Raw genomic sequence first — 26,968 nt, forward strand, 5'->3', positions numbered from 1 at the left:
TGATTATGAAAATATCGAATTATGTTGTGCCTTCGATGTGACGCCAGCCGGGGATGTTTATCTGTTGGGTCTGATGAATGACAATCGCAAAGTAATACGCTACACCGTGGTCAAAAATGATTTCAAGACCCTCTATTCCGGTGAAGTGAAAAGCCGCTATGATAGCAATATATTACGCGACTCACGGGAAAACATTGTACCTGGCGACCGTGATGATTTTTATTTTCGTGCCGAATGGAGTTATGATCCTGATTTCCTGGAAAGCCGTAATTATGGCTCCATCCATCATGTGAAATTGAAAGAACAGCAGAGTGAGACGGTATTTAGCCACAAGGATACCAGTATCAACAGTCTGTTCCTGAATAAAAACAGCAAGCGTTTATATGCCACAATGGCACCCATCTGGACGCCCGATCAAGGCGAGGCAAAAGTGAAGATTCACAAGATTTGGCACCCGCAGGGAGGAAAATTCATGCTGGGTCTGACGGATGATCTCACCAGGCCAGGCACGGTGCAGACGATGGGTGAATCTGTCGCGGTGACGGTCACCCCCTGAAGCGTAACCACTTTGTAGCTTTATGTATCAACGCCACCCCCGGACATGCAAGACGACAAAAACCGGGGGGAGCGGAAACGTTGTGAACACAACCAACGGGTTAAATAACGTCACTGCCAGATGACGCAGTGGTTAATTTCACTCAATCATGTTCACGAGGTTTCTGATGAAAAAGTTCCTGTTTAGTACACTCGCCGCCGTTATCCTCTCTTCGTCCTGGTCGGCGCTGGCTGCGCCGGTTGACACCGTGGTGTTGGTACACGGTGCGTTCGCCGATGGCAGCAGTTGGAATCAGGTGATCCCGCAACTGCAATCCCATCATCTCAAGGTGATCTCCGTTCAGCTGCCGCTGACCTCATTACAAGATGATGTGGCCGCAACCCAGCGTGCGATAGCGCGTGCGCCGGGTAATGTGGTGCTGGTGGGGCATTCATGGGGCGGTACGGTGATCACCGAAGCCGGGAACGATGCACGCGTCAAAGGTTTGGTATATATCGCAGCCTTCGCGCCAAACGCCGGGCAATCCACCGGTGAGCTGGCAGGGAGTTATCCACCTCCGGCGGGTAGCGCGGATATCGCCAAAACGCCGGACGGTTTCCTCTATTTGCCTGCCGCCACGGTGGCGAAGGACTTTGCCGAAGATAGCCCGGCTGCCCGGCAGAAAACCCTGACGGTGACACAAGGACCGATCCGCGCAGCGGCTTTTGGTGACAAAGTCAGCCAGGCTGCCTGGACGCAAAAACCGAGCTGGTATCTGGTCAGTACCCAGGATCGCATGATCAACCCGGATCTGGAACGGGCGATGGCACAGCACATTCACGCCCACACCCGCAGCGTGGCCGCCAGTCATACCTCAATGTTGAGCCATCCCACCAGCGTCGCGCAGATCATCACCCAAGCGGTCGATGGCAGTAACGCCCAATAACCCACAGGGGAAAAAACCTATGTCATTCATTATTGCGTTTCTCGCCGGGATGTTGACGTTGCTGAGTCCCTGTACGTTGCCGGTGATCCCGTTGGTGTTTGCCAGCGTGCGCGGTAAAAAAGGTCAGATGGTCGCTCTGCTGGTGGGGATGGTGTTGGTCTTCACCGTCGTGTCTCTGCTGATTTCGGTCGCCAGTAGCTGGGTGGTGCAGGTGACGCAAGCGGGGCGCTGGCTGGCGTTGTTATTCCTGGCACTGACGGCCGTCACGCTGCTTTCGACGCGGGCGGCCCAGGTAATCACCGCACCCTTGACGCAGTTGGGTAACCGTATCAATGACGCCAGCAATCGACGTAGCGGCCTCGCCGCAGCGCTGCTGGCGGGGTTGGCGATTGGCATGTTGTGGTCGCCCTGCGCCGGGCCGGTGCTGGGGGCGATTCTCAGCCTGGCGATCACCGCCAAAGATCCCCTCTCCGTTGGCTCGCTGCTGATTGCCTATGGCAGCGGTTGCGCACTGATGCTGGCGCTGCTGTGGTTTGCCGGGCGGGGATTGCTGGCCCGCCTGCGTCCGGGGTTGGCGGTAATGACACGTATACGTCAGGGGGCGGGCGTGTTGATGTTGGCTTCGGTGGCGTTACTGGCCAGCGGCAGGCAGGGCGTTTTACAGGCAGTGCCGCAGTTGGCGCAAAATCTTGAACAGCGCTTAAGCTACTTCCTGCCGGTCAGCGCCCCCAAAATCACCCCGGTGCCGGTGGTCGAGCAGACACACAGCGGCTTCCCTGGGCTGGAGGGGGGAACCTCCTGGTTCAACAGCGCGCCGCTCAATCGTGCCGATCTGAAAGGTAAAGTGGTGTTGATTGATTTCTGGACCTATGACTGCATCAATTGTCAGCATACGCTGCCGCATGTGCGTGACTGGGCGAAGAAATACCAGGCGGAGGGGTTGATGGTCATTGGCGTTCACACGCCAGAGTATCCGTGGGAACGCGACCCGGCGGCGGTGGCACGCGCCATCAAGCAGTGGGGATTACCGTATCCGGTGGTGGCCGATAATAACTACGCCATCTGGAATCGTTTCGGCAATATGTACTGGCCTGCACATTACATTTTCGATGCTCATGGTCAGTTGCGTTACACCGCGTTTGGCGAAGGGGATTACGCCGGGCAGGAAAAGGTAATTCAGCAACTGTTGCAGGAGGCAAAAGCCTGACGTAGCGGCGCGATTTATCGCGCTGCTACGTGCGCGGGGCGGTAAAAACCCGCGCGATAAATCGCGCCGCTACGCGACAGTGAGCGCGCGCGATTCCAGAAACGCGGTGATCCCCGCTTGTCCCATCTCGCGTCCGATACCCGAACAACGAAATCCACCAAAGGGCGCACGGGGTTCATGTGTCAGGGTATTGATCATCACGCGTCCCGCCAGAATCTGCTCACCAATCTGGCGGGCATGGTTTTCATCTGCGCCAATGACCAACGCCGACAGGCCATATTGGGTATCGTTGGCAATGGCGATCGCTTCCTGCTCATCACGGTAAGTCAGCATGCACAGCACCGGACCGAAGATCTCGTCGCGTGCAATCGTCATATCATTGCTGACATCGCTGAATAAGGTAGGTTTGACATACCAGCCGTCACGCAGAGCATCTGGTCGTCCGACGCCCCCGGTCAGCAAACGGGCACCCTGTTGCACGCCGATATCAATGTAGCGCTGGACCCGCTCCCATTGGCGCTGGTTAATCATCGGGCCAATGGTGGTCGCGGCATCTGCCGGAGGCCCCGAACGCTGGCGCTGCACGGCAGCGGTCAGTTCATGTTCAAACTCCGCTTTCCGATGTTCCGGTACCAGAATACGCGTACCGGCAATACAGGCTTGCCCGCTGTTGATAAAGCCGGCCTGCACCGCCAGCTCGGCGGCATGACGGGCATCAGCATCAGGTAAAATCAGGGTGGGGGATTTTCCACCCAGTTCCAGCGTGACCCGTTTAAAGCTGTCGGCTGCGCTGCGCAAAATGGCTTTACCTGTCTCGGTCGAACCGGTAAAGGAAATTTTCGCCACATCAGCACTGGTGCTGATGGCGTGGCCCACGCTGGCACCGCGTCCGGTGACGATATTGAATACGCCAGACGGCAATCCGGCGCGATCTAACGCCCTGGTCACCACGTCGGTTTGCCAGATGCTGAACTCGCTCGGTTTAATCACCGTGGTACAACCGGCGGCAATGGCGGTCGCCAGTTTATGGCAGATAAATCCGGCGTTGCTGTTCCACGGCGTGATCAACCCTGCCACCCCCAGTGGCAGCATTTGTACCGTGGCGCGACCCGCCTGCTGCACAAAGGGGTAGGTGCGCAACTCGGTCATCACCTGTTGCACGACATCCGCTGGATAGCGCGCCATCCACTGCGAACGTGAAGCGGGGGCACCATATTCTTCGCGAATCGCCTCGTGTAACGCCTCTTCGCTTTGTTGCAGGACCTCGACCATATTGGCCAGCAACGCCAGGCGATCTGCGACGCTAAGGCGAGAAAAATCGGCAAAGGCAGCTTTGGCCGCCGCAATCGCTTGTAATGCATCGTTTTCATCTGCCAGCCGGGCTTTGCCGATAACGCTACCGTCAGCAGGTTTGATAATATCCAGCCACTCGGTGCCCGTCGGAGTGACAAAGCGGCCATTGATATAGATGTGTTCGAATGAGCGCATCAGGGGTTTCTCCTTGTTAGGCGGGTGTACAGAGCAAGGTAGCACGCGGGCACTGGCGCTATAATCCGCCTAACCCTGCAAAGGGTATTGCGTCTGACGGAATAATCGATGAATCGAACCGGTATCAGTGAACTTGAAATTGTGCTGGCAGTGGCGCGGCGTGGCAGTTTTAGCGGCGCAGCCAGTGAGCTGGAGATCTCGCCTTCGGCGGTGACCAATGCTGTCGCGGCGCTGGAAAAGCGCCTTGGGGTGCGGCTGTTTAATCGCACCACGCGCAGCGTCGGGTTAACCGAGGCCGGGCGGCGTTTTACGCAGAAAATCGCTCCGGCGGTGGAGATGATCCGCAGCGCATCTGAAGAAGTTGCTAGCCAGCCCGCCGATCCTGCCGGGACGTTGCGTATCAATGTGCCGCCGGAAAGTTGTGCGCTGTGGTATGACGACATTCTGCTGCCGTTTCTCGCGCGCTATCCACGTATTCGCGCGGAGATCCACAGTCAGAAGGAGAAAGTGGATATTGTGGCGGCGGGTTATGACGCGGGTATCCGGCTGGCGGATGATATCCCGGCGGATATGATCGCGGTGAAGCTGACGCCACCGTTGCAGATGATTCTGGTCGCGTCCCCCGACTATATTTCCCGCTGTGGCGCACCGGAGCAGCCGCAGGCGTTGAGCGATCATCCTTGCATCTGCATGCGTATGGCGGATGGCAGCATTTATCGCTGGGAACTGAGCCAGCAGCAGCGTCGCTATAAGGTTCAGGTCGAGCCGCAGTTGGTGGTGAATGACTTGGCTTCGGCGCAGAAAGCGGTCACCGGGGGATTGGGCATTGCCTGTCTGTCGCAGCGACATGTCGTAGCGGATATACAGGCTGGCAGGTTGGTGCGCTTAATGCCGGAGTGGCAGGTTAATCTTGGCGAGCTATGTCTTTATTATCCGGGTCACCGCCTGGTGCCACCGGCGTTGAAGGCGCTCACCGGCTTTGTCCGGGAGAGGTTTACGTAGCGGCGCGATTTATCGCGCAAAACGTTGATCGAAACGGAAGGGGATCTCCACCGCATTTTTAATCAGGGGCGCAAATTGCGGATGCTCGGGGTTGAGCAGGTAATTAAACTCAACCGGCGATAAGGCGCTGGGCACACGTAACGCAACAGATGCCTGGCTGTCGATCCAAAAATCACCAAACTCACGCAACGCAGCGGGGGCCTGCGCGGCCGCCCAGTCCTGCGGTAATTGCGCCGCATCAACCCATTGAATTAAATCGTCTGGCACCTCAATGCTTAACAGGGTGAAGAAATCGAGAATGCTGGCGCTTTGCAGGTGGATAAGGGTTTCCAGCATGGTGAGGGAGGCGGTTTCGGAAGCGTACACCATCGATACGCCGATGCTGTTCCAGCGACCGCCACCTTCCCTGGCACCGTAGCCGCTCCACGCCGAGCTGAGAAAACGCGTTTTCGTCATCCGATATAACTTCACGAATAGACACCGTGCTCAAGGCGGGTGATCAGTTTCAGCACTTCATAAGCGCCGGTTTCGGAGGAGACTAAATCGCCGGGTTTTTGATTACCGAGGGCGCGCGCAGGCTCGTTCAACCATTGCAGCGCCTTTTCTCTGTCGCCTTCAAACAGTTCCACGGCGCGATCCATAACGCGAATAAAACGCACCAGACGTTCGCTCTGTTCCGCAGTAAAACGGTTTTTTAGCCCACGGGTAAAGGTGGTGCCGGGGATGCCGGTCATATGGCGCAGATCAGCCTGCGTAATACGCGCCCATGACACGATACGGCTGGCGACGGAACCCTCGAGACCGGCATCAATCTGGCCCATCAATAGCACGCCATCGGCACTGGTTAACCCGGCGAACTGCCACAAACGCTCTGGCGTTACAGGGGTGGCCGGGAGAGTGAATTGTTTCATTGTGCACCTCCATTTGGTGAGTTAATTATAACCATATGGTGATGGAGTGCAATGTACTCAACGCAGGCTGGCGAGCAACCATTGCCCCAACTGCGCCAGTTCGGCCTGCTGTTGTGGATATTCACTCTCCAGACGCGTCAGTTGCGCGGCAACGGCTTCCGGGCGGTATATTACGCCGCTTAAACGTGCTGCCAGCGTTTCCAGCGGTGCCGGATTCAGGCTATCGGTAAAGATCTGGCAACGGCTGATGCTGCCGCGCTCAATGTCAAAATGGATCTCCACGCCGCCCCAACTAAAACGTTGATCGAGCAGATGGGAGAAATCCGGTGCCTGGCCGAAATTCCACTCCCAACTGCTTTGTTTGGCAAATTGTTCGGCAAAACCGGGCAAATCAGGCAAGGCCTCAGGGGAGATAAATTCAGGCTGGCACTGATCCTGATAGTACGCGAACCACGACTGCGTGACCGCGTCACAAATTTTCGCATAACTGATATCCGGCATCAGTTCGATCAAATTTGCCACGCGTGAGCGCACGGAGCTAATCCCTTTGGCCTGCAATTTTTTGATGTCAGGATTGAGATAATCCGCCAGCCGTGACAGATCTGCGTTCATCAGGAAAGTACCGTGATGGAAACCGCGATCGGGTGTTTCGCGGTAGGCTGAGCCGGAAATCTTGCGCACATCGCCCGCCACATTGACCACGATATCATTACGACCCGAAGCCTCTGCGCTGATGCCAAGACTCGCCAGCGCGTGCAGGATAATCGCGGTCGAGACGCTTTTATCATATTCCGGTTTGCCAGCCATAAAGGTAAAGCAGCAGTTACCCAAATCGTGAAACACCGCGCCACCGCCACTGCTGCGGCGCGCCAGTTTGATGTGATCTTCCGCCATGCGCCGGGTGTTGCACTCTTTCCACGGATTCTGCGCACGCCCAATCACAATGGTTTCCGCGTTTTGCCAGAGAAACAACACGCGCTGGGTGGTGGGCATCTGGCGGAAAATACAATCTTCCACCGCAAGGTTAAACCAGGGGTCGTTTGATTGGGACACTAACAAGCGCAAACTCGTCATACCGGACTCCGTTTCCATCATCAATGCGCCTGATGTTAAGCCATCCGCCACCAGTGAGCCAGTGCACAATCCTGGATTAAACTTTTTGCGCTAAAAAACACTAACCCATTGAAATGGTGTGCCCTTTGTCAGGATGCCCAAAGCGTGTCGGGCAATCACACATTACCCGGCGGCATAATGCCGCCTATATCTGTAGGCGGTGAAGCAGCCTGCCTGGGGTTGCTCCTGAATCGCGGAGATAATAATGAAAATTGCTCTACGTCTGGCGTTGCTTACGGCGCTGACTTTTAGTGCGCCATTGCTGGCGCAAACCTTTGTTTATGTATCCGAAGCCAGTGACGGCAACATTGCCCGTTACAGTCTGAATGAGAAAACCGGCGCGCTGACCTTACTCGGGCAAACCTCCGCAGGGGGGAAAGTGATGCCGATGGCGCTGAGCGCCGATCATCATCGCTTGTACGCCGCGATCCGCAGCCAGCCCTTAAGGTTGATGAGTTGGACGATTGATGCGCAAAACGGCGATTTGTTGCAGGCCAACGAAACCCCGGCCGCAGCCAGTTATCCCTATATCAGCACCGACAGTCAGGGGCGTTTTCTGTTGGGTTCTTCCTATGATGGCGATGTGGTGCACGTTTATCGCCTGGCGGCTGACGGCAAGGTTATTGCACCGCCGGTGGCCGCGTATAAAACCGGCCATGCCGCGCACTCGGTGATTAGCGATGCAACCGGCCGTTCAGTTTATGTTGGCAACCTCGGGACCGACCGGGTGTTACAACTCAATCTTACCCCGGACGGCAGCCTGACGCCGATTGGCAGCGGTTTTGTTGCAACGGAAGCCGAGAATGGTGCGCGTCATTCCGTCATGTCGCCGGATAACCGTTATCTGTACAACATTGGTGAGATGGGCGGCATCATTACGCAATTTCAGCGCCAGCCCAACGGTGCGTTGAAAAAAATCGCCGAGTGGCCCAACGCAGTGGCAGCGCAATATCATCTGCAACATGGTCGTGAGCGCCTGGCCGATTACAACGATCCCACGCCGCGTATCTGGTCGGCGGATATCCGTATCACCCCGAATGGTCGTTTCTTGTATGTGACCGAACGCACCAGTAGCACGGTGACGGGTTATCGCGTCAATAAGCAGGATGGCAAATTAACCTTAATCGGCAGCTGGCCGGTGGAAAAACAGCCGCGCGGCATTGCGATTTCGCCCGATGGACGCTGGTTGATTGCCAGCGGAGAGAAAAGCAACGTCACCGGCAGCTACGCCATTAATCGACGCAGTGGGGTGCTCAAACGCGTTGGCAGCGCACCCGCTGGCGGCGATGCGAACTGGGTGACGGTGGTGAGTTACTGACTTTCGTAGCGGCGCGATAAATCGCGCCGCTACTAACCATACCAACTGTACCCCCTTGGCACGCGAGAAAAACCGGCTTCTTTCAGCGCGGCAAGCAGCGGGGATTGTCCGGCGGGTTGACCGTCAACACGTTCCAGGGTAAAGCTGAGGTGTTTTTCCCGTCGAAGAGCTACGCCCAGTGCCAGCACTGCGGCATGCTGTTCATCGAAGGTGGCGTTGGTGGCAAACGTCATCAATTCCTTACCGCCTTGCGGCAGATACAACAACACGCGACCAGCGGCGATCACCACCAGTGCGCCTTGACGGCGGGTGGGGCGATTTCCGGCCAGGCTTAGCGGCCACGGCAATTGCACACCGAAGGGGTTAGCGGGATCGAGCACCGCCAGCGCTACCGGGGTCCCCACCTGGCGTGGGCTATTGGCGAGTTGGCGCAGGCGATCAATCACCGTGTGGTCAGCGAACTGGGCGGCCCCCATGCCTGCGACAAAGCGGCCACGCAGCAAACGGCCGCTATCTTCCAGGCCACGCAACACCGGTTGCAATGCCGGAAAACCGCCGGGCACCTGCTCGGCGATAGCCGCGCCGCGACTGACGACAGCAAAGCGATCGAGCATATTTTCCGTCAATGCCAGGGCGCGCTCGGTGTCGGCCAGCGCCGGGCGCGCCAGCAACGACCAGCGGCCCGCCATGCTATTGAGGCCGGGACCGCTGGCAACGAGGCGGGTTGGGGCAGCATACCCCCGATGTCCATGACGATGGCGGTGGGTACGTGGTCGCGGTGTGCTGGCATGACCGGTAACGCTGCGTAAGGCTGACCAGGTGTCGGTGGTGAGATAACCGCGCCAGGCGAGATCCCACATGGCCTGGTAAATCAGGTTGGGATCGCCTTCCTCAGACGTGAGGCGCGGGACCAGTTGGCGCACAAACCAACCGCTCCCATCCTGTAACAGCGTCAGGATCTGTTGTTGCAACGGCGTCAGGGCGACGTTTTGTCCTTGACTCGCGGGTGGCAAGGTTTCGGCAGCATACTCGCTCAGATGCAGTGACACCATCCCTTCTGCGGCTGCTGCGGTGCGCTGTCCATGCCAGACCACTTCGCCACTGGAGAGCAATTCGTCCAGCATCGCAGGCTGATAATCGCGGACCCGCGCCGGGAGGATCTGCGTTTCCCACAGCGCGGCAGGCAGGGCAATTCCCGCTAGCTGTTCAATCACCCGCACCACGCCGTTGACGCCACTCAACGCCCCCTGAGCTTCACGCGCGTTGGCATCGCTGATGACTCCCTGACGTTCCAGCAGCAGGGTGACATAGACCGCCGGATCAACCGGTTTCGTGGCCTCACGCGCCGCCTGGAGCGAGCGCAGGCGCAGGCGACGGAACACATTTTCCGCCACCCACTGCGGTTCATCATCATCAGCAGTGGTGAAGTCACCTTTCATCAGTTTGCCCTGCTGACGTAATTCTTCCAGCGCATCGATCACCACGGCGACACCAAGGCCGAAGTGACGGGCGAGGTCTTTGCCGGTGAATAACGCGTGGGTACGGGCATAGCGCTGGAGCAAATCATATAACGGACGTGTCACGGGCTGGAGCAAGGCTGGCGGTAGTGTATCCGGCACGCGGCATCCCAGCGCATCACGCAGACGCGAGGCATCTTCTGCCAGCGCCCAGCGTGTCTCACCTGCAATGCTGACGCAGAAGATGCGCTGTGCCTGTTGCAAAGCCTGCAAACCATCACTTAACACCTCATCGCCGCTGTAGCGCAGCGCCAGTTCTGCGTGGGTTAGCGGACCGACCTCGCGTAGCAGGTCTGACAACGCTTCGATACTGTTGGCGTGATAGCTGGCGGGCAGGCGCTGTAACTCTTGTTCCACCCGCGCCACCATGTCAGCATCGAGCAGCTCACGCATATCCACTTCACCGAGCAACCGCTTCAGCAGTTTGCTGTCCAGTGCCAGCATCGATGCGCGTTTCTCCGCCTGGGGAGCATCGCTGGCATACATAAATTCCGCCACATAACCGAACAACAGCGGTGCCGCAAAAGGCGAAGGGGATTCGGTGGTGACGTCGGCCAACTGAATCTCTCCCTGTTGCAGACGTGCCATCAGATGGTGCAGGGCAGGAAGATCATAAACATCCTGCAAACATTCACGGGCGGTTTCGATCAGGATGGGAAAATCATCGAACTGGCGGGCAACTTCCAGTAACTGCCCGGCACGCAGTCGCTGCTGCCATAACGGCGAGCGTTTGCCCGGATTGCGGCGTGGCAGCAGCAGGGCGCGGGCGGCACACTCGCGGAAGCGAGCGGCGAACAGCGCCGACTGACCGACCGACTGGCTCACCACCCGTTGCAGTTCATCCGGCTCAAACAGGAACAATTCAGCGCCAGGTACGCGACCGTCGCTATCGGGAAAGCGGGCGACGATACCGTCATCACTGGCCACTACGGCGGGATCGATGCCCATGATCCGGGTGATCCGCTCAGCCACCGCCAGCGCCCACGGGGCATGGACGCGTTGACCATAGGGTGAATGCAGGATGACACGCCAGTCGCCGGTTTCATCCCGACAACGCTCAATCAGCAGCGTGCGGTCGGTGGGGAGCACGCCGGTCGCCTGGCGCTGCTCGGCGATCAGCGTCTGAATATTATGACGGGCATGGTCATCCAGGGCGTCGGCTATGGGGGCACCCTGATCAACCTCGCGCAGATAGCGCCCAATGGCTTCACCTAATGCGGCAGAACGCCCCACACCTTCGCCATGCCAGAATGGCAGACGCGCCGAACGCCCCGGTGCTGGCACCACCACCACCTGATCGTGGGTGATTTGCTGGATACGCCAGGAGGTGGCGCCGAGGGTAATAATGTCGTTCACCCGCGATTCATACACCATCTCCTCATCCAGTTCCCCGACTCGCCGCGCGCCAGATTGTTCTTCTCCTTCCGGCAACATCACGCTAAACATGCCACGGTCCGGGATGGTGCCGCCGCTGGTGACAGCCAGATGCTGCGCACCGGGGCGACCACTCAGGGTGTGATTATGTCGATCCCAGATAATGCGCGGGCGCAGATTGGCGAATTCGTCTGAGGGGTAACGTCCGGCCAGCATATCCAGCACCGCTTCGAACGCGGCGCGTGGCAAGGAGCGGAACGGATCGGCGCACCGTACCAGGGCAAACCAGTCATCAAGCTGCAACGTCTCCATCGCGGCGGCGGCGACAGTCTGCTGGGCCAGGATGTCGAGCGGATTGTGAGGCGGGGCGATAGCATCCAGGTCGCCTGCCAGCATCGCTTCAACCGTGACGGCGGTATCCAGCAAATCACGCCGGGTACGGGGCCAGAATATTCCTTTGGGCGTGCCGCCCACCTGATGTCCGGCGCGTCCGACACGTTGCAGAGCGCTGGCGACCGACAGTGGCGCACCCACCTGAATCACCAGATCGATATCGCCCATATCGATACCCAGTTCGAGGCTGGAGGTCGCCACTACGCAACGAAGTTCACCGGCTTTCAGGGCGGTTTCAATCTCCAGGCGCTGCTCCTTTGACACCGAACCGTGGTGCGAGCGGGCAATCAGGTTGTCCGGCGTCTGCGTGCGTTTTTCCGTGCCGCCGGTAAAGGAGCCGTAATCAAAGGAGGCTTCCGGTACGGTCGGCTGCTCACCCAACTGGCGGGCGTAGCGTTCATTCAGGCGCGCGGTGAGTTTCTCTGCCAGCCCGCGCGAGTTGGTGAACACCAGCGTGGCGCGGTGGCGCAGCACTTCGTCAAGAATGCCCGCTTCAATATGCGGCCAGATCGATCCGGCGGCGAGCGTGGCATCCTGCACAGCCTGACTGTCCGGACGTTGCTGGATGTCAGTCATATCCGCCACCGGAACGGTGATGGTCAGTTGCAGTGGACGCTTCGCCGCCGGATTGACCACCAGGGTTTCGCCCACCCCTCCGAGAAAACGCGCCACGGCCTCGGGGGGACGTACGGTCGCGGATAACCCAATCCGCTGCGCCGGTTGCGCCAGCAATGCATCGAGTCGTTCCAGACTGAGCGCCAGATGCGAGCCGCGTTTGCTGCCCGCTACCGCATGGACTTCATCGACGATCACCGTGGATATTCCCCGCAGCGTTTCGCGCGCTTTGGAGGTCAGCATCAGAAACAGGGACTCAGGCGTGGTGATCAGGATATCCGGTGGGCGGCGTTGCAACTGCGCCCGCTCAGCGCTGCGTGTATCGCCAGAACGCATCCCCACCTGCAAGGTGATTTCCATTTCATCCTGCTGGCGGCGTTGTGCCTCCACCCCCGCCAGCGGCAATTGCAGGTTGCGCTGCACATCGGCGGCCAGCGCCTTCACCGGCGAGATATACAGAATGCGGGTTTTATGACTGCGGGCAACTGCATCTGTCTGGCTGCGCTCACGAAATAGCGCATCGATGGCATGCAGAAAGGCCGCCAGCGTTTTACCCGATCCGGTTGGTGCAATCACCAGGCAATTTTTACCACTGGCGATGGCCTGCCAGGCTTCCGCCTGAACGGGGGTGGGGGCAGCAAAAGTGGCTCGGAACCATGCCTGTGTAGCGGGTAAGAAATGCTGGAGAGCTGCGTCTGACATCCGATTTCCCTGATTTCACTAAGGTGCGTTTTGCAGTGTAGCGAAAGCGAGCGCAGGTCGGTTTATTTATCAACAGACTAAATGAGGCTTATGCGGCAGCGGTGTGCTTTTTACTGTTGTTCATGTTTTTAACACTAAAAACTTGAATCTGATAAACCAGATCGCTAACACGGGCCTCCGGCAAAAGCCTTGCTGGGTATGGCACTGGATATTACGGGTGTTGCAGACAGCCTGAGCCTTTATGAATCACTGAATGCGACCAGCCGTTATAAGATCGGCATTGATCAATGGCCGTTGGCCAGCAGAAAATGGAATATCGAATGAATTTACATCAAGACAAGGACGTCTGGCTCGAATTGGTTCATACCACGGCTGATCACTTTGCCATTCCAGCGGTATATGTTGAAAAGGATGACTGGGTAACTTGGGTGTTCACAACCTTAGTCAGTCCAGTTTTCATGGCCAATTGATCTTTAAAGGCGGAACGTCGCTTTCCAAAGCCTGGAAACTGATTAACCGTTTCTCTGAAGATGTCGATCTCGCGGCGCATGTACGCGGAATGTCCGGCAATCAAATTAAACAATTTATCCGTGAGGCGGAAGCTACCCTTGTTGAGGGGCTAAGTTACACCCCAGACCATCCGGCGGAGTCAAAACACGGGTCATTCCGGAAAACGTGGCATAGCTATCCCCGCTGGGTTGCTGGCGATTTTGGTCAAGCGATGCCGCTGGAGATTAATGCCTTCACCACACCAGAACCTTTTATCGCCCGTTGCAATAGCTGAACGATATGGACTGTGCGCATTTTCAGTGAATGTATTAAGTATTGAAAGAACAGTGGTGGAGAAAATCATTGCCCTGATTCGTGCTTCACGAGAGAAACGACCTGATGTGGCCTTAAAATCACGCATCCACCATATTTATGATTTATGCATGATTAAGCACAACGCTGATTTTGCGCCATTATTTCAGGACGGCGCATTACTCAAGATGTTAAGCATTGTGGAACATGCTGACCGTGAGCAATTCTCTTCTGCTGGCGACTGGCTGGATCAGCCGTTGAGTCAGGCGGCAATTTTTGCAAACACTGAACAGACATGGTCACACATTCGGGGAGAATTTCATGGGCGCTTTGCGGTTATGGTTTATGACAGTGACCTGCCGTCAGACAAAGAAGTTATCGGGATGCTTGATGCCGTGCATAAGCAGCTCAAGCAGTATCGCATGCTGGCGTAGCGGCGCGCTTTTGACCTTTGTGGAGTAAACCTGCGCGATAAATCGTGCCGCTACGGTACGGATTCTTTTACGGTAAGGTACACGCCTTTTGCGGCACCACGTATCCCAGCTCTTCCGAAATCGCACGGGCGGTGGCGACCACCGGACCCATCAGTTTTTTCACCCCAATCTGTTGCATCTTGGCGGTGGGCAGTGAAATCGACACCGCATAAGGCACCCGTTGCTGAATATCAAACACCGGCGCGGCGATGCAGGAAACACCCAGTTCATTCTCTTCGCGATCCATTGCCGTCTGCTGCTGACGAATGGACTTCAGTTCTTCCAGCATCTCCGGGAGCGTGGTGATGGTGTTTTTGGTCAACTGTTGAATGCTGTCCTGATGGCTTTGCCAGTAGTGCGCCGGATATTCTTCGCTGCCCCAGGCCATAAAAATTTTCCCCATCGCTGAACAATACAGCGGCATATGCTGGCCGATATAGGCGCGGGTGCGCATCATCCCGGTGGTGGGTTCCAGTTTATAAATCAGGATCACATGATCATCTTCGCGGCTGGAGAAGTTGACCGTTTCGCCCACTTCCAGATTCAGTTTCTCCAGATGCGGGGCAGCGACATGGATGATGTTGAGGGAGGAGAGGGCCTTCTGTCCGACAGAAATAAACTTAGTGGTCAGACGGTAACTGCCAGGCGAGGGTGCCTGCGTGACATAACCGCTGCTGTGCAAACCCTGCAACAGGCGATGCACGGTACTTTTGTTCATCCCGGACAACTCAGAAAGATGGGCCAACGGGCAACCGTTCGGGTAGTTGCTCAGTAATTCAATCAGTTGCAGCCCACGAAACAAGCTCTGCGTCCCCAGTGGCTTGTCACTCTTCTCTTCCTTCGCTTTCGCTACTTTAACCACCATCCACGCTTCCTCTTAGTTTTCCCACTCCGATAAAAGAGCAGTCGCCAGATGTTAACCCATGCACTTCAGCCTGGGAATCCTTCGCCAGGTTTAGTGTGACTTTTGGCGAAAATCCACCCCTTACCGAAGTGAGTGATGCATCACAAATCCGCAACAAGAATTATATCTATTTGTTTATTAATGAAATTTATCCTCGCTACTTCTTTGCTTTTCCTGCGCACCAGGAATAGTATTTTTTGGAATCGTATTTCGTATGTTGAAATTTAGCGGTGTTTTGATGCTGTCGCCGCTGTTGATGCTCACCAGGAGTTTGCAGGAGGCGGTAATGCAGCATAGCCCGGGTACACCGGTTCTTACTCTGAGCCATATCACCAAACGCTTTGGCGGTAATCCCGCCGTTAATGATGTCAGTCTTGAGGTTTTTCCCGGCGAGGTGGTTGCCCTGCTGGGCGAAAACGGTGCCGGAAAATCCACGCTGATCAAAGTGCTGGCCGGAGTGTATAGCCGGGATGAGGGCGATATCCGCTTTCACGACGCCAGCATCGCGTCGGCCGCCAGTCTGAAAACCGCCACCCGGCAGCCAATCGCCTTTATTCATCAGGATCTCGGGCTGATTGAATGGATGACGGTGGCGGAAAATATGGCGCTGGTGATGGGTTTTACCCGTCGTCTCGGCTTGATCGACTGGCGGGCGGTGCGCGAGCGTTCGCGTGCCGCCCTGAACGATGTCGGCATCATGCTGGACCCGGATGCCCGCGTGTTTGAACTGTCGCGCACCGAGAAATCCCTGCTGGCGATTGCGCGCGCAGTGGCGGTCAACGCCGAAGTGCTGGTGCTGGATGAACCTACTGCCTCGTTACCCGCCAACGATGTGCGTCACCTGTTCGAAGTCATCAACCGACTGAAAAGTCGCAAAGTTGGCATGATTTACGTCACCCACCGCCTTGATGAAGTGATTGAGATTGCCGACCGCATCTGTGTGATGCGTGATGGTAAACGCGTTGCAGAAGGCAACACTGCCGATTATCAACTGCACGATCTGGTGGAGATGATTGTTGGGGAGGCGCTGGAAGGGAATCAACGGCAACCGCTACCGGCTGCGAGCAAACCGGTGCTGGTGTTGGATCAACTCTGCATTGATGAAGTCGGGCCGGTCAGCTTCAGCCTGCAACCGGGCGAAATGCTGGCGCTGGCTGGCTTACGCGGTGCCGGGCAAGAGGAAATTGGCCGCCTGCTGTTTGGTTTGCGTCAGGCCACCGCCGGGACGCTGCGCTTCCGTGACCAGGCGTATCAGCCACAGACGCCCCAACAGGCGATGGCGGCTGGCGTGTCGCTGGTGGCGGGGGACCGCACCGGCGAGAGCCTGGTGATGTCGATGAGCGTGCGTGAAAACCTGTTTCTTAATCCCTGCGCCAGTGGTCATCGGCTTTTGTCACGCTACGGACGGCGTGCCGAAATCGGTGCCAGCTGGTGGAAAGTTCAGTTATTCGATGTGCGTCCGAAAGACGTCAATCTCGACATCAGCGCCTTATCGGGCGGCAACCAGCAGAAGGTGGTGATGGCGCGCTGGATGCATCTCAATGCGCCGCTGCTGATTCTGGAAGACCCCACCGCAGGCGTCGATGTGGGCGCGCGCGAAGAAATCTATCACCTGCTGAATAAAGCGCTGACCGAGGGCGTGGCGGTACTGGTGATATCCAATGACCTCGAAGAGATCGCCCATATCTGCAACCGCGCGCTGGTGTTTAACCGTGGTCAGGTGGTCGGCGAATTAAAAAATGAACAGGTTAGCTTTGCCGGTTTGCTGGAGCTGGCCTCTGCCAGCAGCGCTGCCCCATTAACCACCGTCTGAAAAGGAAGGCAGGAGAAAAATTATGTCAAAAACATCCGTCAAATCCACCGCGCTGGAGCAGCGGGTCAGCCTTGCGCAACATGGCTTTGCCCCCTGGTCGATGCAGATAATGACCCGCTACGGCCTGTTGCTGTTATGTGTGGTGTTAACCCTGTTGTTCTCGGCGCTGTCACCGTCGTTTGCCACCATGCTGACCTTACAGGCGATCCTCGCCAGTAAAGCCAAGATTGCGCTGCTGGCGCTGGCGGCGACCTTGCCAATGATTGTCGGCAAGATCGACCTGAACGTCGGTTTCGGCATTGTGCTGTGGCATATCCTCGCCATTACCCTTCAGGTGGAGTACGGCTTCTCATGGCAGATGGCGGTGCTGACGGTGCTGGTGATCTCGGCGCTCTACGGGTTACTGAACGGCATCCTGGTAGCGCTAGCGGATATTGACAGCTTTGTCGCCACCCTCGGCTCCGGCACCGTGCTGTACGCCGTGGCGCTGTGGCACTCCGGTGGTCGGCAAATTGTTGGCGATCTGCCGGATGCCTTTAGCGCGCTGCATCATACCGAGTTGTTCGGCATTCCCATCGGCGCGTTTTATGTGTTGATCGTTGCGCTGGTGCTGTGGCTCGTCACCGAACATACCCCGTTGGGCCGTTGCATGTATGCGGTAGGTGGCAACCCCACTGCCGCGCGCCTCAACGGCATTGCGGTGAATAAATACATCATCGGGACCTTTATCGCCTCCAGCGTGTTGACCGGTTTCAGTGGCGTACTGATTGCGGCTGAACAGGGCGTAGGCCAGGCCAGCGTCGGGATGGATTATCTGTTGCCAGCGCTGGTGGGGGCTTTCCTCGGTAGCACCACCATTCGTCCGGGACGGGTGAACATCTGGGGCACCGTGGTGGGTATCGCCATTCTCGCCATCGGTATTGCCGGGATCCAACAATTTGGCGGCGACTTCTGGGTCGAACCGTTATTTAACGGCGCGACCTTGTTGCTGTCGATTACGCTTGCCGGTTACGCCCAGCGTCGCCGCCTGCTGAACCAAAAAGCCGTGGTGCGCAGTCAGAGCGCACCGACCTCTGCACCTGACCATAAACAAAAAACCATCACACCAGGGAATTCATTATGAAAAATCAGGCATTGAGTCTTACCTTGGCCGCTTTGCTGGTGGCCTCCGCCTCCGCGCAGGCTGACAGCTACCTGGATCAGGCGACCGCTGCCGTGGCGAAGGCCACCGCCAGCTCGAGCACCTGGGATGGGCCGACCACCGGCCCTAAACTGCAACCGAACAAAAAAATCATTTTTATCGCCTCTGATATGAAAAACGGTGGGGTGCAGGGGGTGCAGCAAGGGCTGAGTGAAGCGGCGAAGGTCGCGGGATGGAAACTGGAAACTCTGGATGGTGGCGGTTCGGTGAAAGACCAGCTCGCGGCGCTGAATCAGGCAATTGCCCAGCGCCCGGATGGCATCGTGATTGGTGGCTGGAACCCGAACGTGGCAAAAATCCCGCTGAAGAAAGCCAAAGAACAAAAGATCGTGCTGATGGCCTGGCATGCTGAACCGCAGCCGGGACCGATTGCAAAATATGGCGTGACGGACAATATCACCTCCGATTCCAATGATGTGGCGCGGCTGGCGGCGCAATATGCCGTGGTGAAATCCGGTGGTAAGGCGCAGGTGTTGATCTTCACCGACTCGCTGTACCAAATCGCGCTGGACAAGGCCAATACCATGAAGCAGGAGATTGAGAAGTGCAGCGGCTGCAAGGTGGTGGAATTTATCGATACGCCGCTGGCGGATACCGCCAACCGTATGCCTTCCATGACCTTCAGCCTGTTGCAGAAATACGGCGATCATTTCCAGTACGCGCTGTCGATCAACGATCTCTATTTTGACTTTATGGCTCCGTCGCTGAAAACCGCGGGTAAAGGGGGCAGCAATGCGCCTTTCAATATTTCTGCCGGTGACGGTTCCATCTCAGCTTTCCAGCGTATCCGTAACAGCGACAGCCAGATCGCCACGGTAGCTGAGCCGCTCAAGCTGCACGGCTGGCAATTGCTGGATGAGTTCAACCGCGCCTTTGCCGGTCAACCTTCCTCTGGCTATGTAACGCCGGCGCATCTGATCACCAAAGACAATATCGCCAACGACGGCGGCCCGGAAAACAACTACGACCCGGCGAACAACTATCAGGGACACTACAAAACCATCTGGGGCGTACAGTGATGCAGCCGGAAAAACTCTGTTCACCCGCCATCTGGGCCGAAGGCCCGGTATGGCTGCCGCAGCAGGATGCGGTGGTGTTTAGCGATGTCAAAGGCAACCGGATGTTCCGCTGGCAGCGCAACGGTGAGTTGAGCCTGTGGCGCGCCAACGCCAACTATGCCAACGGTAACGCGCGTGACCTTGAGGGGCGAGTGGTGAGTTGTGAACATGGTCGCCGCGCCATCAGCCGTACCGAGCATGACGGTAGCGTGACGCTGTTGATTGATAAGGTCGAGGGCAAACGCTTTAACTCACCGAATGATGTGGTGGTACGTTCCGATGGCACCCTGTGGTTCACCGATCCGCCGTACGGGATCGTCAACGATGAGGAGGGGTATCACGCTCACAGCCAGGTGATCGGTTGTTATCTCTACTGCTTCGATCCGGCCAGCGGGCAGCTCAGTATCGCCGCCAGCGATCTGCAACGTCCCAACGGCCTGGCGTTTTCGCCCGATGAAAGCCTGCTGTACGTGGCCGATATGTCGGTGGTGGATTTCCCCACGCTGGGGCGTCGCCAATTGCGCGTCTACAAGGTGGATGGTCGCGAGTTGATGGCGGGGCAATTCTTTGCCGAGGTGGCACCGGGTTTTCCTGACGGCTTCTGTGTCGCGGCGAACGGCGATATCTACTGTAGCTGTGCCGACGGCGTGATCATCTTCGACAGCAGCGGTAGGACGCGCGGCAAAATTGCGTTACCGGAGCGGGTATCGAACTGTACGCTGGGCGGCCCGCAGGGTGACGAGCTGTATATCACCGCCACCACGTCGTTGTATCGGGTGCGTTTGTAACGGCGCGATTAATCGCGCGGATTTTTCCGGCATCGCGCGATAAATCGCGCCGCTACGCATCGGGGCAGGATCGTCTGTCCCGGCTTCCCCACGTCTGAAATCTGGCCGATTTGCGGCCGATCACAAAAGTCGATCAAAGTTTTATTTGATTGATTTTAAACGATAAATTTTCCAGCCATTTCTTTGACTCCTCTTTGCTTTCGCCATACGATTTATTTGGAACGACATTCCAACATATGAAATATAGGGCGTAGCGCTGGGGAGACAGTAGCCGTTATGAGAATCAGCTATCAGCAATTATATGAAGAATTCCTGCGCGTCTTGCTGAGTCGCAAGGTGCCAGAGGAGAAGGCCACCGCGTGTGCCGCCATGTTTGCCGAAACCAGCCTGAATGGTGTCTATTCCCACGGCGTGAACCGTTTTCCCCGTTTTATTCAGCAACTGGATGCCGGACATATCGTGCCGGAGGCCACGGCCAATAAAGTGTTGTCACTGGGTGCTATCGAGCAGTGGGATGCGCACCGCGCCATCGGCAACATTACCGCGCGCAGCATGATGGATCGTGCCATCGAACTGGCGACCGATCACGGCATCGGCCTGGTTGCCTTGCGTAATGCTAACCACTGGATGCGCGGCGGCAGTTACGGCTGGCAAGCGGCAGAGAAGGGCTATGTTGGCATCTGCTGGACCAACTCGATTGCGGTGATGCCGCCGTGGGGGGCGAAAAACTGTGCTATCGGCACCAACCCGCTGATTGTTGCGGTACCGGGTGAACCCATCACCATGGTGGATATGTCGATGTCGATGTTTTCCTACGGCATGTTGGAAGTGAATCGCCTGGCGGGCAAAACCCTGCCGGTGGATGGCGGTTTTGATAACGACGGCAACTACACCCGCGATCCCGCCACCATCGAAAACAACCGTCGCATCTTACCTATGGGTTACTGGAAAGGCTCGGCGTTGTCGGTGGTGCTGGATATGCTCGCCACGCTGCTCTCCAACGGCGCGTCGGTGACCGAGGTGACCGAAGACAACGGTGACGAATTTGGTATCTCGCAGGTGTTTATCGCTATCGATGTCGATCGCCTGATTGACGGCGCCACCCGCGACCACAAACTGCAACGCATTCGCGCCTCGATTACCGGTGCCGAACGTGCCGACAGTCAACAGGCGGTACGCCTGCCGGGTGAGCGCTTCCCGGTGCTGCGGGCGGAAAACCTGCGTCTCGGCATCCCGGTGGATGAGCGTGTCTGGACGCGTATCCAGGCGTTGTAACGGAGGATAACCCCATGATTACCGGACATATCGCCAACACCGATGCACGCCACTATCCGCCCGCTATCGCCCGCGCCATTGCGTATCTGGCCGGTCACGATCTGGCAACGATGGCCGCCGGACGCCATGTTGACAGCGCCACCGGTTGGCAGGTGCAGGTACTGGATCTGCAAACCGCACCGGCTGAGGAAAACTATCCTGAAGCGCACCGCCATCATATCGATGTGCAATATCTGGTGTCGGGGGCGGAGGTGATTGGCGTGGCGAATCAACCCGCCAGCCTGGCGGTGCACCAGCCGTACAACCCCGAACGCGACATTATTTTTTACCAGCACGCAGCGGATGAAACTCTGATTCGCATGGTGCCAGGCACCTTTGCGGTGTTCTTCCCGCAGGATATTCACCGACCCAACTGCGCACCGGATTTGCCGGGTGCGATCCGCAAAGTGGTGGTGAAGATCCCGACAACCGCGCTGGAGGAGGTCGCATGAGTCTGACATCAACCGCACTGACGCGTGAAGGCGTTCCGGCACTGCGCTGGCTGCGCATCATCCCGCCGATTTTGATCACCTGCATCATCTCCTACATGGATCGCGTCAATATCGCGTTTGCCATGCCGGGCGGGATGGATGCAGAGCTGGGCATCAGCGCTTCGATGGCTGGGTTAGCCGGTGGCATCTTCTTTATTGGTTATCTGTTCCTGCAAGTACCGGGCGGCAAGCTGGCGGTGTACGGCAACGGCAAACGTTTTATTGGCTGGTCGTTGCTGGCATGGGCGGTGATCTCGATCCTCACCGGGTTAGCCACCAGCCAGTATCAGTTGTTGGCGCTGCGCTTTGCCCTCGGCGTCGCGGAAGGCGGCATGTTGCCGGTGGTGCTGACGATGATCGGCAACTGGTTCCCGGATAAAGAACGTGGTCGCGCCAACGCCATCGTCATTATGTTCGTCCCGATTGCCGGGATCATTACCGCACCGCTGTCAGGCTGGATCATCACCAACTGGGACTGGCGCATGCTGTTCTTTGTTGAAGGGGTGCTGTCGGTGTTCGTTATGGCCTTGTGGCTGTTCACCATCAGCAACCGCCCGCAGGAAGCGCGCTGGATTTCACCCGCCGAGAAGCAGTATCTGATCAAGACCCTGCACGATGAACAACTGATGATTAAAGGTCAGAACACGCGCAAAGCCTCGCTGAGCCGGGTGATGCGTGAGCCGGTGATGTGGCGTCTGATCCTGGTGAACTTCTTCTACCAGACCGGGATTTATGGCTACACCCTGTGGCTGCCGACCATCCTCAAAGGGCTGACCAACGGTAATGCCGAGAAGGTAGGGATGCTGGCGATTCTGCCGTATGTCGGGGCGATTTTTGGCATGTTCCTGTTCTCGGCGCTGTCCGATGCCAGCGGTCGCCGCAAGATTTTCGTGGCGCTGCCGCTGGCCGGGTTTGCCCTGTGCATGGCGCTGTCGGTGCTGCTGAAAGCACACATCTGGTGGTCGTATGCCGCCCTGGTGGGTTGTGGCGTGTTTATCCAGTCGGCGGCTGGTGTGTTCTGGAGCATTCCGCCACGCCTGTTTAACGCTGAGGTCGCCGGTGGTGCGCGCGGTCTGATCAATGCGCTGGGTAATCTCGGTGGGTTCTGCGGTCCGTATATGGTGGGCGTCCTGATTGCGGAGTACAGCAAGGATGCCGGGGTTTACAGCCTGGCGATCTCGCTGGCGATTGCCTCGCTGCTGGCACTGACGTTACCGGCGCGCTGCGACTCCGCCAAAGGGGAGGCCGCATGAAGAGTTGGTTAGGGCTGGACTGCGGCGGCACCTTTATTAAAGCCGGGTTATATGACGCCCAGGGGCGCGAGCTGGCGGTGGCACGACAAAACCTGCCGGTGCTGGTGCCACAGCCGGGCTGGGCGGAACGCGACATGACCCAGTTGTGGCAACAGGCGGCGGCGGTGATCCGCGAAGTGCTGCACCAAAGCGGGCAACAGGCGGCGCAGGTGGCGGGTGTCGGGATCTCTGCTCAGGGCAAGGGGCTATTTCTGCTGGATAAGCAGGGTCAGCCGCTGGGTAATGGCATCCTTTCCTCGGATCGTCGCGCGCTGACGCTGGTGCAGCAGTGGCAGCGTGACGGTATGCCACAACAACTCTATCCGCAAACGCGGCAGACGTTGTGGACCGGCCATCCGGTGTCGTTGCTGCGCTGGATCAAACAACATGAACCACAGCGTTACGCGACAATTGGCAGCGTACTGATGGCTCATGATTACCTGCGCTTCTGCCTGACCGGTGCGCTGGCCTGTGAAGAAACCAATATCTCCGAATCCAATTTGTATGACATGCAAAGCGGTGGCTGGTCGGCGGCGTTGGCTGAAACCTTAGCGATCAGCGAAATCGTCCCGGCCTTACCACCGATTATCGGCCCGACCGAGGTGGCCGGGTATGTCACCGCGCAGGCTGCGGCCTTGTGTGGACTGCGGGAAGGCACGCCGGTGGTTGGTGGGTTGTTTGATGTAGTGTCGACGGCCCTGTGCGCCGGATTGCATGACGCGACCCGCCTGAACGCGGTAATGGGGACCTGGTCCGTCACCAGCGGCATTACCGACCGCATCATCGCTGAGACCGATTACCCGTTTGTCTATGGCCGTTATGCCATCGACGATCAGTTCATCATCCATGATGCCAGCCCGACTTCCGCCGCCAACCTTGAGTGGTTCTGCCAACAGTGGGGCATCGAAGATTATCAGCAACTGAACGACTGGGTGGCTGCTCTGCCAGCGGCCAGCAGTTCGCTGTTGTTCCTGCCTTTCCTCTACGGCTGCAACGCCGGGACCGACCTGCACGGCAGTTTCTTTGGTATGCAGGCGGGGCACACCCGCGCGCATCTGGTGCAGGCGATCTATGAAGGCGTGGTGTTCTCGCATCTGACCCATCTCAACCGGATGCGTCAGCGTTTCCCGCAGGCCAGCGCGTTGCGTCTGAGCGGCGGGCCGACCCGTTCTGCCCCCTGGATGCAGATGCTGGCCGATGCCAGTGGCTTGCCGGTTGAGGTGCCGCAAATTGCCGAAAGTGGCTGCCTGGGCGCGGCGCTGGTCGCGCTCACCGGCACCGGTGCCTATGTCTCGCTGCAACAGGCGCAGCAGGCGCTGAATCCCGACATCGTCACCTGGCAACCCGATGACACCCGGCACGCCCGTTATCAGCAGAAATATCAACGTTATCAGCAACTGGTCAATGCGCTGGCGGCTGCACAAGGAGTTAACCCATGAGCCTTCCTTTGCTCCAGCTGGCGCTGGACCACACCGACCTCGATGCCGCGCTGAGTACCGCGCAGCAACTCCATCAGGAGGTCGACATCATCGAGGCAGGCACCATTTTGTGTTTCAGCGCCGGGATTGAAGCGGTACGCCGCCTGCGTCAGCAGCATCCGGCGAAAACCCTGGTGGCCGATTTTAAAGTCGCCGATGCCGGTGCCACCCTGGCCAGGATGGCGTTTGACGCCGGAGCCAACTGGATGACGGTGATCTGCGCTGCGCCGCTGGCGACCTTTGCCACCGCACTGGACGTGGCGCGCAGCTATCAGGGCGATATCCAGATCGAGCTGTTTGGTCACTGGACACTGGAAGATGCCCGCCAGTGGCGCAGCCTGGGTCTGACGCAGGCCATCTACCATCGCGGACGTGATGCACAGGCCAGCGGTCAACAGTGGAGCCAGCAGGATCTGGCGGCGATGCAGGCGCTATCCGATATGGGGTTTGCCCTGTCGATCACCGGCGGTATCACCCCGGAAGAACTGCCGCAGTTCCGCAATATCGACGTCAAGGCATTTATCGCCGGACGCGCATTGAGTGACAGTGTCACCGGCATTGCCACCGCTAACCAATTTCATCAGGCCATTGCCAACATCTGGGGAACCGCATGAAACGCCAGCATCCACTGGGAATTTATGAAAAAGCACTGCCGGCCCATCTCACCTGGCCAGAGCGACTGGCCCTGGCGAAAGCCTGTGGCTTCGATTTTGTCGAGATGTCCGTCGATGAGACTGATGAGCGTCTGTCCAGGCTGGACTGGAGTAAAGAACAGCGCCTGTCACTGGTCAACGCGATGATTGAAACCGGCGTCAGCATTCCGTCGATGTGCCTGTCCGGCCATCGCCGCTTTCCGTTCGGTAGCCATGATGCGCAGACACGTCAGCGCGCCGATGACCTGATGGATCGGGCGATTCAACTGGCGAAGGATGTCGGCATTCGCACCATCCAGTTGGCTGGTTATGACGTCTACTACGAACCGCACGATGAAGGCACGGTGGCGCGTTTTGCGGCGGGGTTGTCCCGCGCGGTGGAGCGTGCCGCAGCCGCACAGGTGATGCTGGCGGTGGAGATTATGGACACCGAATTTATCAACGCCATCAGTAAATGGAAGGTGTGGGAGCAGCAACAGGCGTCGCCTTGGTTCTCCGTCTATCCCGACGTTGGCAACCTCAGCGCCTGGGGCAATGACGTTGCCGCCGAACTGACGCTCGGTATTGATCGCATTGCCGCTATCCATCTGAAAGACACCCAACCGGTCACCGCCAGCTCGCCGGGGCAGTTCCGCGATGTGCCTTTTGGTCAGGGCTGCGTCGATTTTGTCAGCGTGTTCCGCACCCTGAAGCAGCTGAATTATCGCGGGGCGTTTCTGATTGAGATGTGGACCGAAAAAGCCGAGGAGCCGGTGGCGGAGATTGTGCAGGCACGGCGCTGGATTGAACAAAAAATGCAGGAAGGGGGATTATTGTGAGCGTATTAACCTTGAAACAACAGGTACTGGAAGCCAACCTGGCGTTGCCGCGCCATCATCTGGTTACCTTTACCTGGGGCAATGTCAGCGCCATCGATCGTGCCAGTGGTCTGGTGGCGATCAAACCCTCCGGCGTGGAGTACGACGGCATGACGGTGGAGGATATCGTGGTGCTGGAGCTGGAAAGCGGGCGTATCGTGGAGGGCAGCAAGAAACCTTCATCGGATACCGCCACCCATTTGGCGCTCTATCGCGCGTTTGCCGACATTGGCGGCATTGTGCATACCCATTCGCGTCATGCCACCATCTGGTCACAGGCCGGGCAGGATTTACCGGCCTGGGGCACCACCCATGCCGATTACTTCTATGGCTCCATCCCCTGTACCCGGCTGATGACCGAGCAGGAGATCGTCAATGACTACGAATACAACACCGGACAGGTGATTATTGAAACCTTCCGCAACCGCGGCATCAGTCCGACGGCGATTCCGGCGGTATTGGTCAATGCCCACGGTCCCTTTGCCTGGGGCAAAGATGCCGACAACGCGGTGCATAACGCCGTGGTGCTGGAAGAGATTGCCTATATGGGAATTTTTTCGCGCCAGCTAACGCCGGGGATCAAAAGCATGCAGCAGGATCTGCTGGATAAACATTTTCTCAGAAAGCACGGCGCAAATGCCTATTATGGGCAGTAACTTGTTTACGTCGCGGCGCGATAAATCGCGCCGCGACGGGGCATACTGAACGATTCGGTTATATTTGC

Annotated in this window: 25 protein-coding genes; 19 read left to right on the forward strand and 6 right to left on the reverse strand. The window is 57.7% G+C overall.

The window, feature by feature from the left end; all coding sequences use genetic code 11:
- Window positions 1-73 precede the first annotated feature (73 nt).
- From CTZ24_RS09745 to CTZ24_RS09755, 3 genes are all read left to right on the forward strand, one after another.
- Window positions 74-556, forward strand: coding sequence for a hypothetical protein (locus CTZ24_RS09745; RefSeq protein ID WP_208725430.1), 483 nt, complete (start codon window positions 74-76; stop codon window positions 554-556).
- 166 nt (window positions 557-722) lie between these two features.
- Complete coding sequence (locus CTZ24_RS09750; RefSeq protein WP_208725431.1) at window positions 723-1,481, forward strand: alpha/beta fold hydrolase; 759 nt, start codon at window positions 723-725, stop codon at window positions 1,479-1,481.
- Window positions 1,482-1,500: 19 nt separating this feature from the next.
- Complete coding sequence (locus CTZ24_RS09755) at window positions 1,501-2,688, forward strand: cytochrome c biogenesis protein DipZ (protein WP_208725432.1); 1,188 nt, start codon at window positions 1,501-1,503, stop codon at window positions 2,686-2,688.
- 69 nt (window positions 2,689-2,757) lie between these two features.
- Here the strand turns inward: CTZ24_RS09755 and CTZ24_RS09760 are convergent, their stop codons facing one another.
- Window positions 2,758-4,176 carry an aldehyde dehydrogenase family protein gene (locus CTZ24_RS09760; protein ID WP_208725433.1) on the reverse strand — a complete coding sequence of 473 codons (1,419 nt, stop codon included), beginning with the start codon at window positions 4,174-4,176 and terminating at the stop codon, window positions 2,758-2,760.
- Between the two features lie 108 nt (window positions 4,177-4,284).
- On the opposite strand from CTZ24_RS09760, the gene CTZ24_RS09765 reads away from it, so the two are divergent.
- Window positions 4,285-5,178, forward strand: coding sequence for a LysR family transcriptional regulator (locus CTZ24_RS09765; RefSeq protein ID WP_021183300.1), 894 nt, complete (start codon window positions 4,285-4,287; stop codon window positions 5,176-5,178).
- 9 nt (window positions 5,179-5,187) lie between these two features.
- Here CTZ24_RS09765 and CTZ24_RS09770 read toward each other — a convergent pair whose 3' ends face one another.
- Genes CTZ24_RS09770 through lplA form a run of 3 tightly spaced genes read right to left on the reverse strand, consistent with a single transcriptional unit; the run spans window position 5,188 to window position 7,163 of the window.
- Entirely contained in the window at window positions 5,188-5,649 is a 462-nt protein-coding gene (locus tag CTZ24_RS09770; RefSeq protein ID WP_036625260.1) for an RES family NAD+ phosphorylase, read from the reverse strand.
- Window positions 5,646-6,089 (reverse strand): Xre family toxin-antitoxin system antitoxin, encoded by a 444-nt coding sequence (locus CTZ24_RS09775; RefSeq protein ID WP_021183298.1) that lies wholly within the window; start codon window positions 6,087-6,089, stop codon window positions 5,646-5,648. Before CTZ24_RS09775 ends, CTZ24_RS09770 begins: the two co-directional genes overlap by 4 nt.
- Window positions 6,090-6,146: 57 nt before the next feature.
- Window positions 6,147-7,163: a lipoate--protein ligase gene (gene lplA / locus CTZ24_RS09780; RefSeq protein ID WP_036625368.1), complete on the reverse strand. Its 1,017-nt coding sequence runs from the start codon at window positions 7,161-7,163 to the stop codon at window positions 6,147-6,149.
- Window positions 7,164-7,407: 244 nt separating this feature from the next.
- On the opposite strand from lplA, the gene CTZ24_RS09785 reads away from it, so the two are divergent.
- Entirely contained in the window at window positions 7,408-8,520 is a 1,113-nt protein-coding gene (locus tag CTZ24_RS09785) for a lactonase family protein (protein WP_021183296.1), read from the forward strand.
- Between the two features lie 32 nt (window positions 8,521-8,552).
- Here the strand turns inward: CTZ24_RS09785 and CTZ24_RS09790 are convergent, their stop codons facing one another.
- Window positions 8,553-13,121: an ATP-dependent helicase gene (locus CTZ24_RS09790; RefSeq protein WP_208725434.1), complete on the reverse strand. Its 4,569-nt coding sequence runs from the start codon at window positions 13,119-13,121 to the stop codon at window positions 8,553-8,555.
- Window positions 13,122-13,319: 198 nt separating this feature from the next.
- On the opposite strand from CTZ24_RS09790, the gene CTZ24_RS26845 reads away from it, so the two are divergent.
- The 3 genes from CTZ24_RS26845 (at window position 13,320) to CTZ24_RS09800 (ending at window position 14,356) form a co-directional block, all read left to right on the forward strand.
- Window positions 13,320-13,445, forward strand: coding sequence for a hypothetical protein (locus CTZ24_RS26845; RefSeq protein ID WP_256402059.1), 126 nt, complete (start codon window positions 13,320-13,322; stop codon window positions 13,443-13,445).
- A gap of 100 nt (window positions 13,446-13,545) precedes the next feature.
- Window positions 13,546-13,905: a nucleotidyl transferase AbiEii/AbiGii toxin family protein gene (locus tag CTZ24_RS09795; RefSeq protein ID WP_208725435.1), complete on the forward strand. Its 360-nt coding sequence runs from the start codon at window positions 13,546-13,548 to the stop codon at window positions 13,903-13,905.
- Window positions 13,859-14,356: a nucleotidyl transferase AbiEii/AbiGii toxin family protein gene (locus CTZ24_RS09800; RefSeq protein WP_208725436.1), complete on the forward strand. Its 498-nt coding sequence runs from the start codon at window positions 13,859-13,861 to the stop codon at window positions 14,354-14,356. The genes CTZ24_RS09795 and CTZ24_RS09800 overlap by 47 nt, the downstream gene beginning before the upstream one ends.
- A 67-nt stretch (window positions 14,357-14,423) precedes the next feature.
- On the opposite strand, the gene CTZ24_RS09805 is transcribed toward CTZ24_RS09800, so the two are convergent.
- Entirely contained in the window at window positions 14,424-15,260 is an 837-nt protein-coding gene (locus tag CTZ24_RS09805; protein WP_021183292.1) for an IclR family transcriptional regulator, read from the reverse strand.
- A gap of 325 nt (window positions 15,261-15,585) precedes the next feature.
- On the opposite strand from CTZ24_RS09805, the gene CTZ24_RS09810 reads away from it, so the two are divergent.
- From CTZ24_RS09810 to araD, 11 genes are all read left to right on the forward strand, one after another.
- Window positions 15,586-17,112, forward strand: coding sequence for a sugar ABC transporter ATP-binding protein (locus tag CTZ24_RS09810; protein WP_208725437.1), 1,527 nt, complete (start codon window positions 15,586-15,588; stop codon window positions 17,110-17,112).
- Between the two features lie 22 nt (window positions 17,113-17,134).
- Entirely contained in the window at window positions 17,135-18,235 is a 1,101-nt protein-coding gene (locus CTZ24_RS09815; protein WP_021183289.1) for an ABC transporter permease, read from the forward strand.
- Window positions 18,232-19,332, forward strand: a complete 1,101-nt coding sequence (locus CTZ24_RS09820) for an ABC transporter substrate-binding protein (RefSeq protein ID WP_021183288.1) — start codon at window positions 18,232-18,234, stop codon at window positions 19,330-19,332. The genes CTZ24_RS09815 and CTZ24_RS09820 overlap by 4 nt, the downstream gene beginning before the upstream one ends.
- Complete coding sequence (locus tag CTZ24_RS09825; RefSeq protein WP_208725538.1) at window positions 19,332-20,159, forward strand: SMP-30/gluconolactonase/LRE family protein; 828 nt, start codon at window positions 19,332-19,334, stop codon at window positions 20,157-20,159. The genes CTZ24_RS09820 and CTZ24_RS09825 overlap by 1 nt, the downstream gene beginning before the upstream one ends.
- Before the next feature lie 276 nt (window positions 20,160-20,435).
- Window positions 20,436-21,434 carry a 3-dehydro-L-gulonate 2-dehydrogenase gene (gene yiaK / locus CTZ24_RS09830; protein ID WP_208725438.1) on the forward strand — a complete coding sequence of 333 codons (999 nt, stop codon included), beginning with the start codon at window positions 20,436-20,438 and terminating at the stop codon, window positions 21,432-21,434.
- A gap of 14 nt (window positions 21,435-21,448) precedes the next feature.
- Window positions 21,449-21,925, forward strand: coding sequence for a NanQ anomerase/TabA/YiaL family protein (locus tag CTZ24_RS09835; RefSeq protein ID WP_021183285.1), 477 nt, complete (start codon window positions 21,449-21,451; stop codon window positions 21,923-21,925).
- Window positions 21,922-23,217, forward strand: coding sequence for an MFS transporter (locus CTZ24_RS09840; RefSeq protein WP_021183284.1), 1,296 nt, complete (start codon window positions 21,922-21,924; stop codon window positions 23,215-23,217). The genes CTZ24_RS09835 and CTZ24_RS09840 overlap by 4 nt, the downstream gene beginning before the upstream one ends.
- Window positions 23,214-24,695 (forward strand): FGGY-family carbohydrate kinase, encoded by a 1,482-nt coding sequence (locus CTZ24_RS09845; RefSeq protein ID WP_208725439.1) that lies wholly within the window; start codon window positions 23,214-23,216, stop codon window positions 24,693-24,695. The genes CTZ24_RS09840 and CTZ24_RS09845 overlap by 4 nt, the downstream gene beginning before the upstream one ends.
- Window positions 24,692-25,348 (forward strand): 3-keto-L-gulonate-6-phosphate decarboxylase UlaD, encoded by a 657-nt coding sequence (gene ulaD, locus CTZ24_RS09850; RefSeq protein ID WP_208725440.1) that lies wholly within the window; start codon window positions 24,692-24,694, stop codon window positions 25,346-25,348. The genes CTZ24_RS09845 and ulaD overlap by 4 nt, the downstream gene beginning before the upstream one ends.
- Window positions 25,345-26,205, forward strand: coding sequence for an L-ribulose-5-phosphate 3-epimerase (locus CTZ24_RS09855; RefSeq protein ID WP_021183281.1), 861 nt, complete (start codon window positions 25,345-25,347; stop codon window positions 26,203-26,205). Before ulaD ends, CTZ24_RS09855 begins: the two co-directional genes overlap by 4 nt.
- A complete protein-coding gene (araD, locus tag CTZ24_RS09860; protein WP_208725441.1) occupies window positions 26,202-26,900 on the forward strand; it encodes an L-ribulose-5-phosphate 4-epimerase in 699 nt (232 codons plus the stop codon). The genes CTZ24_RS09855 and araD overlap by 4 nt, the downstream gene beginning before the upstream one ends.
- The last annotated feature ends 68 nt before the right edge of the window (window positions 26,901-26,968 follow it).

The organism is Pantoea phytobeneficialis (assembly GCF_009728735.1).
GTDB classification, from domain to species: domain Bacteria; phylum Pseudomonadota; class Gammaproteobacteria; order Enterobacterales; family Enterobacteriaceae; genus Pantoea; species Pantoea phytobeneficialis.

Coding starts and splice junctions, on each gene's coding strand:
- ulaD (WP_208725440.1), top strand. CDS start 24,692: ATGAGCCTTCCTTTGCTCCAGCTGGCGCTGGACCACACCGACCTCGAT.
- CTZ24_RS09820 (WP_021183288.1), top strand. CDS start 18,232: ATGAAAAATCAGGCATTGAGTCTTACCTTGGCCGCTTTGCTGGTGGCC.
- CTZ24_RS09800 (WP_208725436.1), top strand. CDS start 13,859: ATGCCTTCACCACACCAGAACCTTTTATCGCCCGTTGCAATAGCTGAA.
- CTZ24_RS09835 (WP_021183285.1), top strand. CDS start 21,449: ATGATTACCGGACATATCGCCAACACCGATGCACGCCACTATCCGCCC.
- CTZ24_RS09755 (WP_208725432.1), top strand. CDS start 1,501: ATGTCATTCATTATTGCGTTTCTCGCCGGGATGTTGACGTTGCTGAGT.
- CTZ24_RS26845 (WP_256402059.1), top strand. CDS start 13,320: ATGGCACTGGATATTACGGGTGTTGCAGACAGCCTGAGCCTTTATGAA.
- CTZ24_RS09760 (WP_208725433.1), bottom strand. CDS start 4,176: ATGCGCTCATTCGAACACATCTATATCAATGGCCGCTTTGTCACTCCG.
- CTZ24_RS09790 (WP_208725434.1), bottom strand. CDS start 13,121: ATGTCAGACGCAGCTCTCCAGCATTTCTTACCCGCTACACAGGCATGG.
- CTZ24_RS09805 (WP_021183292.1), bottom strand. CDS start 15,260: ATGGTGGTTAAAGTAGCGAAAGCGAAGGAAGAGAAGAGTGACAAGCCA.
- CTZ24_RS09785 (WP_021183296.1), top strand. CDS start 7,408: ATGAAAATTGCTCTACGTCTGGCGTTGCTTACGGCGCTGACTTTTAGT.
- CTZ24_RS09840 (WP_021183284.1), top strand. CDS start 21,922: ATGAGTCTGACATCAACCGCACTGACGCGTGAAGGCGTTCCGGCACTG.
- CTZ24_RS09815 (WP_021183289.1), top strand. CDS start 17,135: ATGTCAAAAACATCCGTCAAATCCACCGCGCTGGAGCAGCGGGTCAGC.
- CTZ24_RS09825 (WP_208725538.1), top strand. CDS start 19,332: ATGCAGCCGGAAAAACTCTGTTCACCCGCCATCTGGGCCGAAGGCCCG.
- lplA (WP_036625368.1), bottom strand. CDS start 7,163: ATGACGAGTTTGCGCTTGTTAGTGTCCCAATCAAACGACCCCTGGTTT.
- CTZ24_RS09775 (WP_021183298.1), bottom strand. CDS start 6,089: ATGAAACAATTCACTCTCCCGGCCACCCCTGTAACGCCAGAGCGTTTG.
- yiaK (WP_208725438.1), top strand. CDS start 20,436: ATGAGAATCAGCTATCAGCAATTATATGAAGAATTCCTGCGCGTCTTG.
- CTZ24_RS09855 (WP_021183281.1), top strand. CDS start 25,345: ATGAAACGCCAGCATCCACTGGGAATTTATGAAAAAGCACTGCCGGCC.
- CTZ24_RS09845 (WP_208725439.1), top strand. CDS start 23,214: ATGAAGAGTTGGTTAGGGCTGGACTGCGGCGGCACCTTTATTAAAGCC.
- CTZ24_RS09810 (WP_208725437.1), top strand. CDS start 15,586: ATGCAGCATAGCCCGGGTACACCGGTTCTTACTCTGAGCCATATCACC.
- CTZ24_RS09765 (WP_021183300.1), top strand. CDS start 4,285: ATGAATCGAACCGGTATCAGTGAACTTGAAATTGTGCTGGCAGTGGCG.
- CTZ24_RS09750 (WP_208725431.1), top strand. CDS start 723: ATGAAAAAGTTCCTGTTTAGTACACTCGCCGCCGTTATCCTCTCTTCG.
- CTZ24_RS09745 (WP_208725430.1), top strand. CDS start 74: ATGAATGACAATCGCAAAGTAATACGCTACACCGTGGTCAAAAATGAT.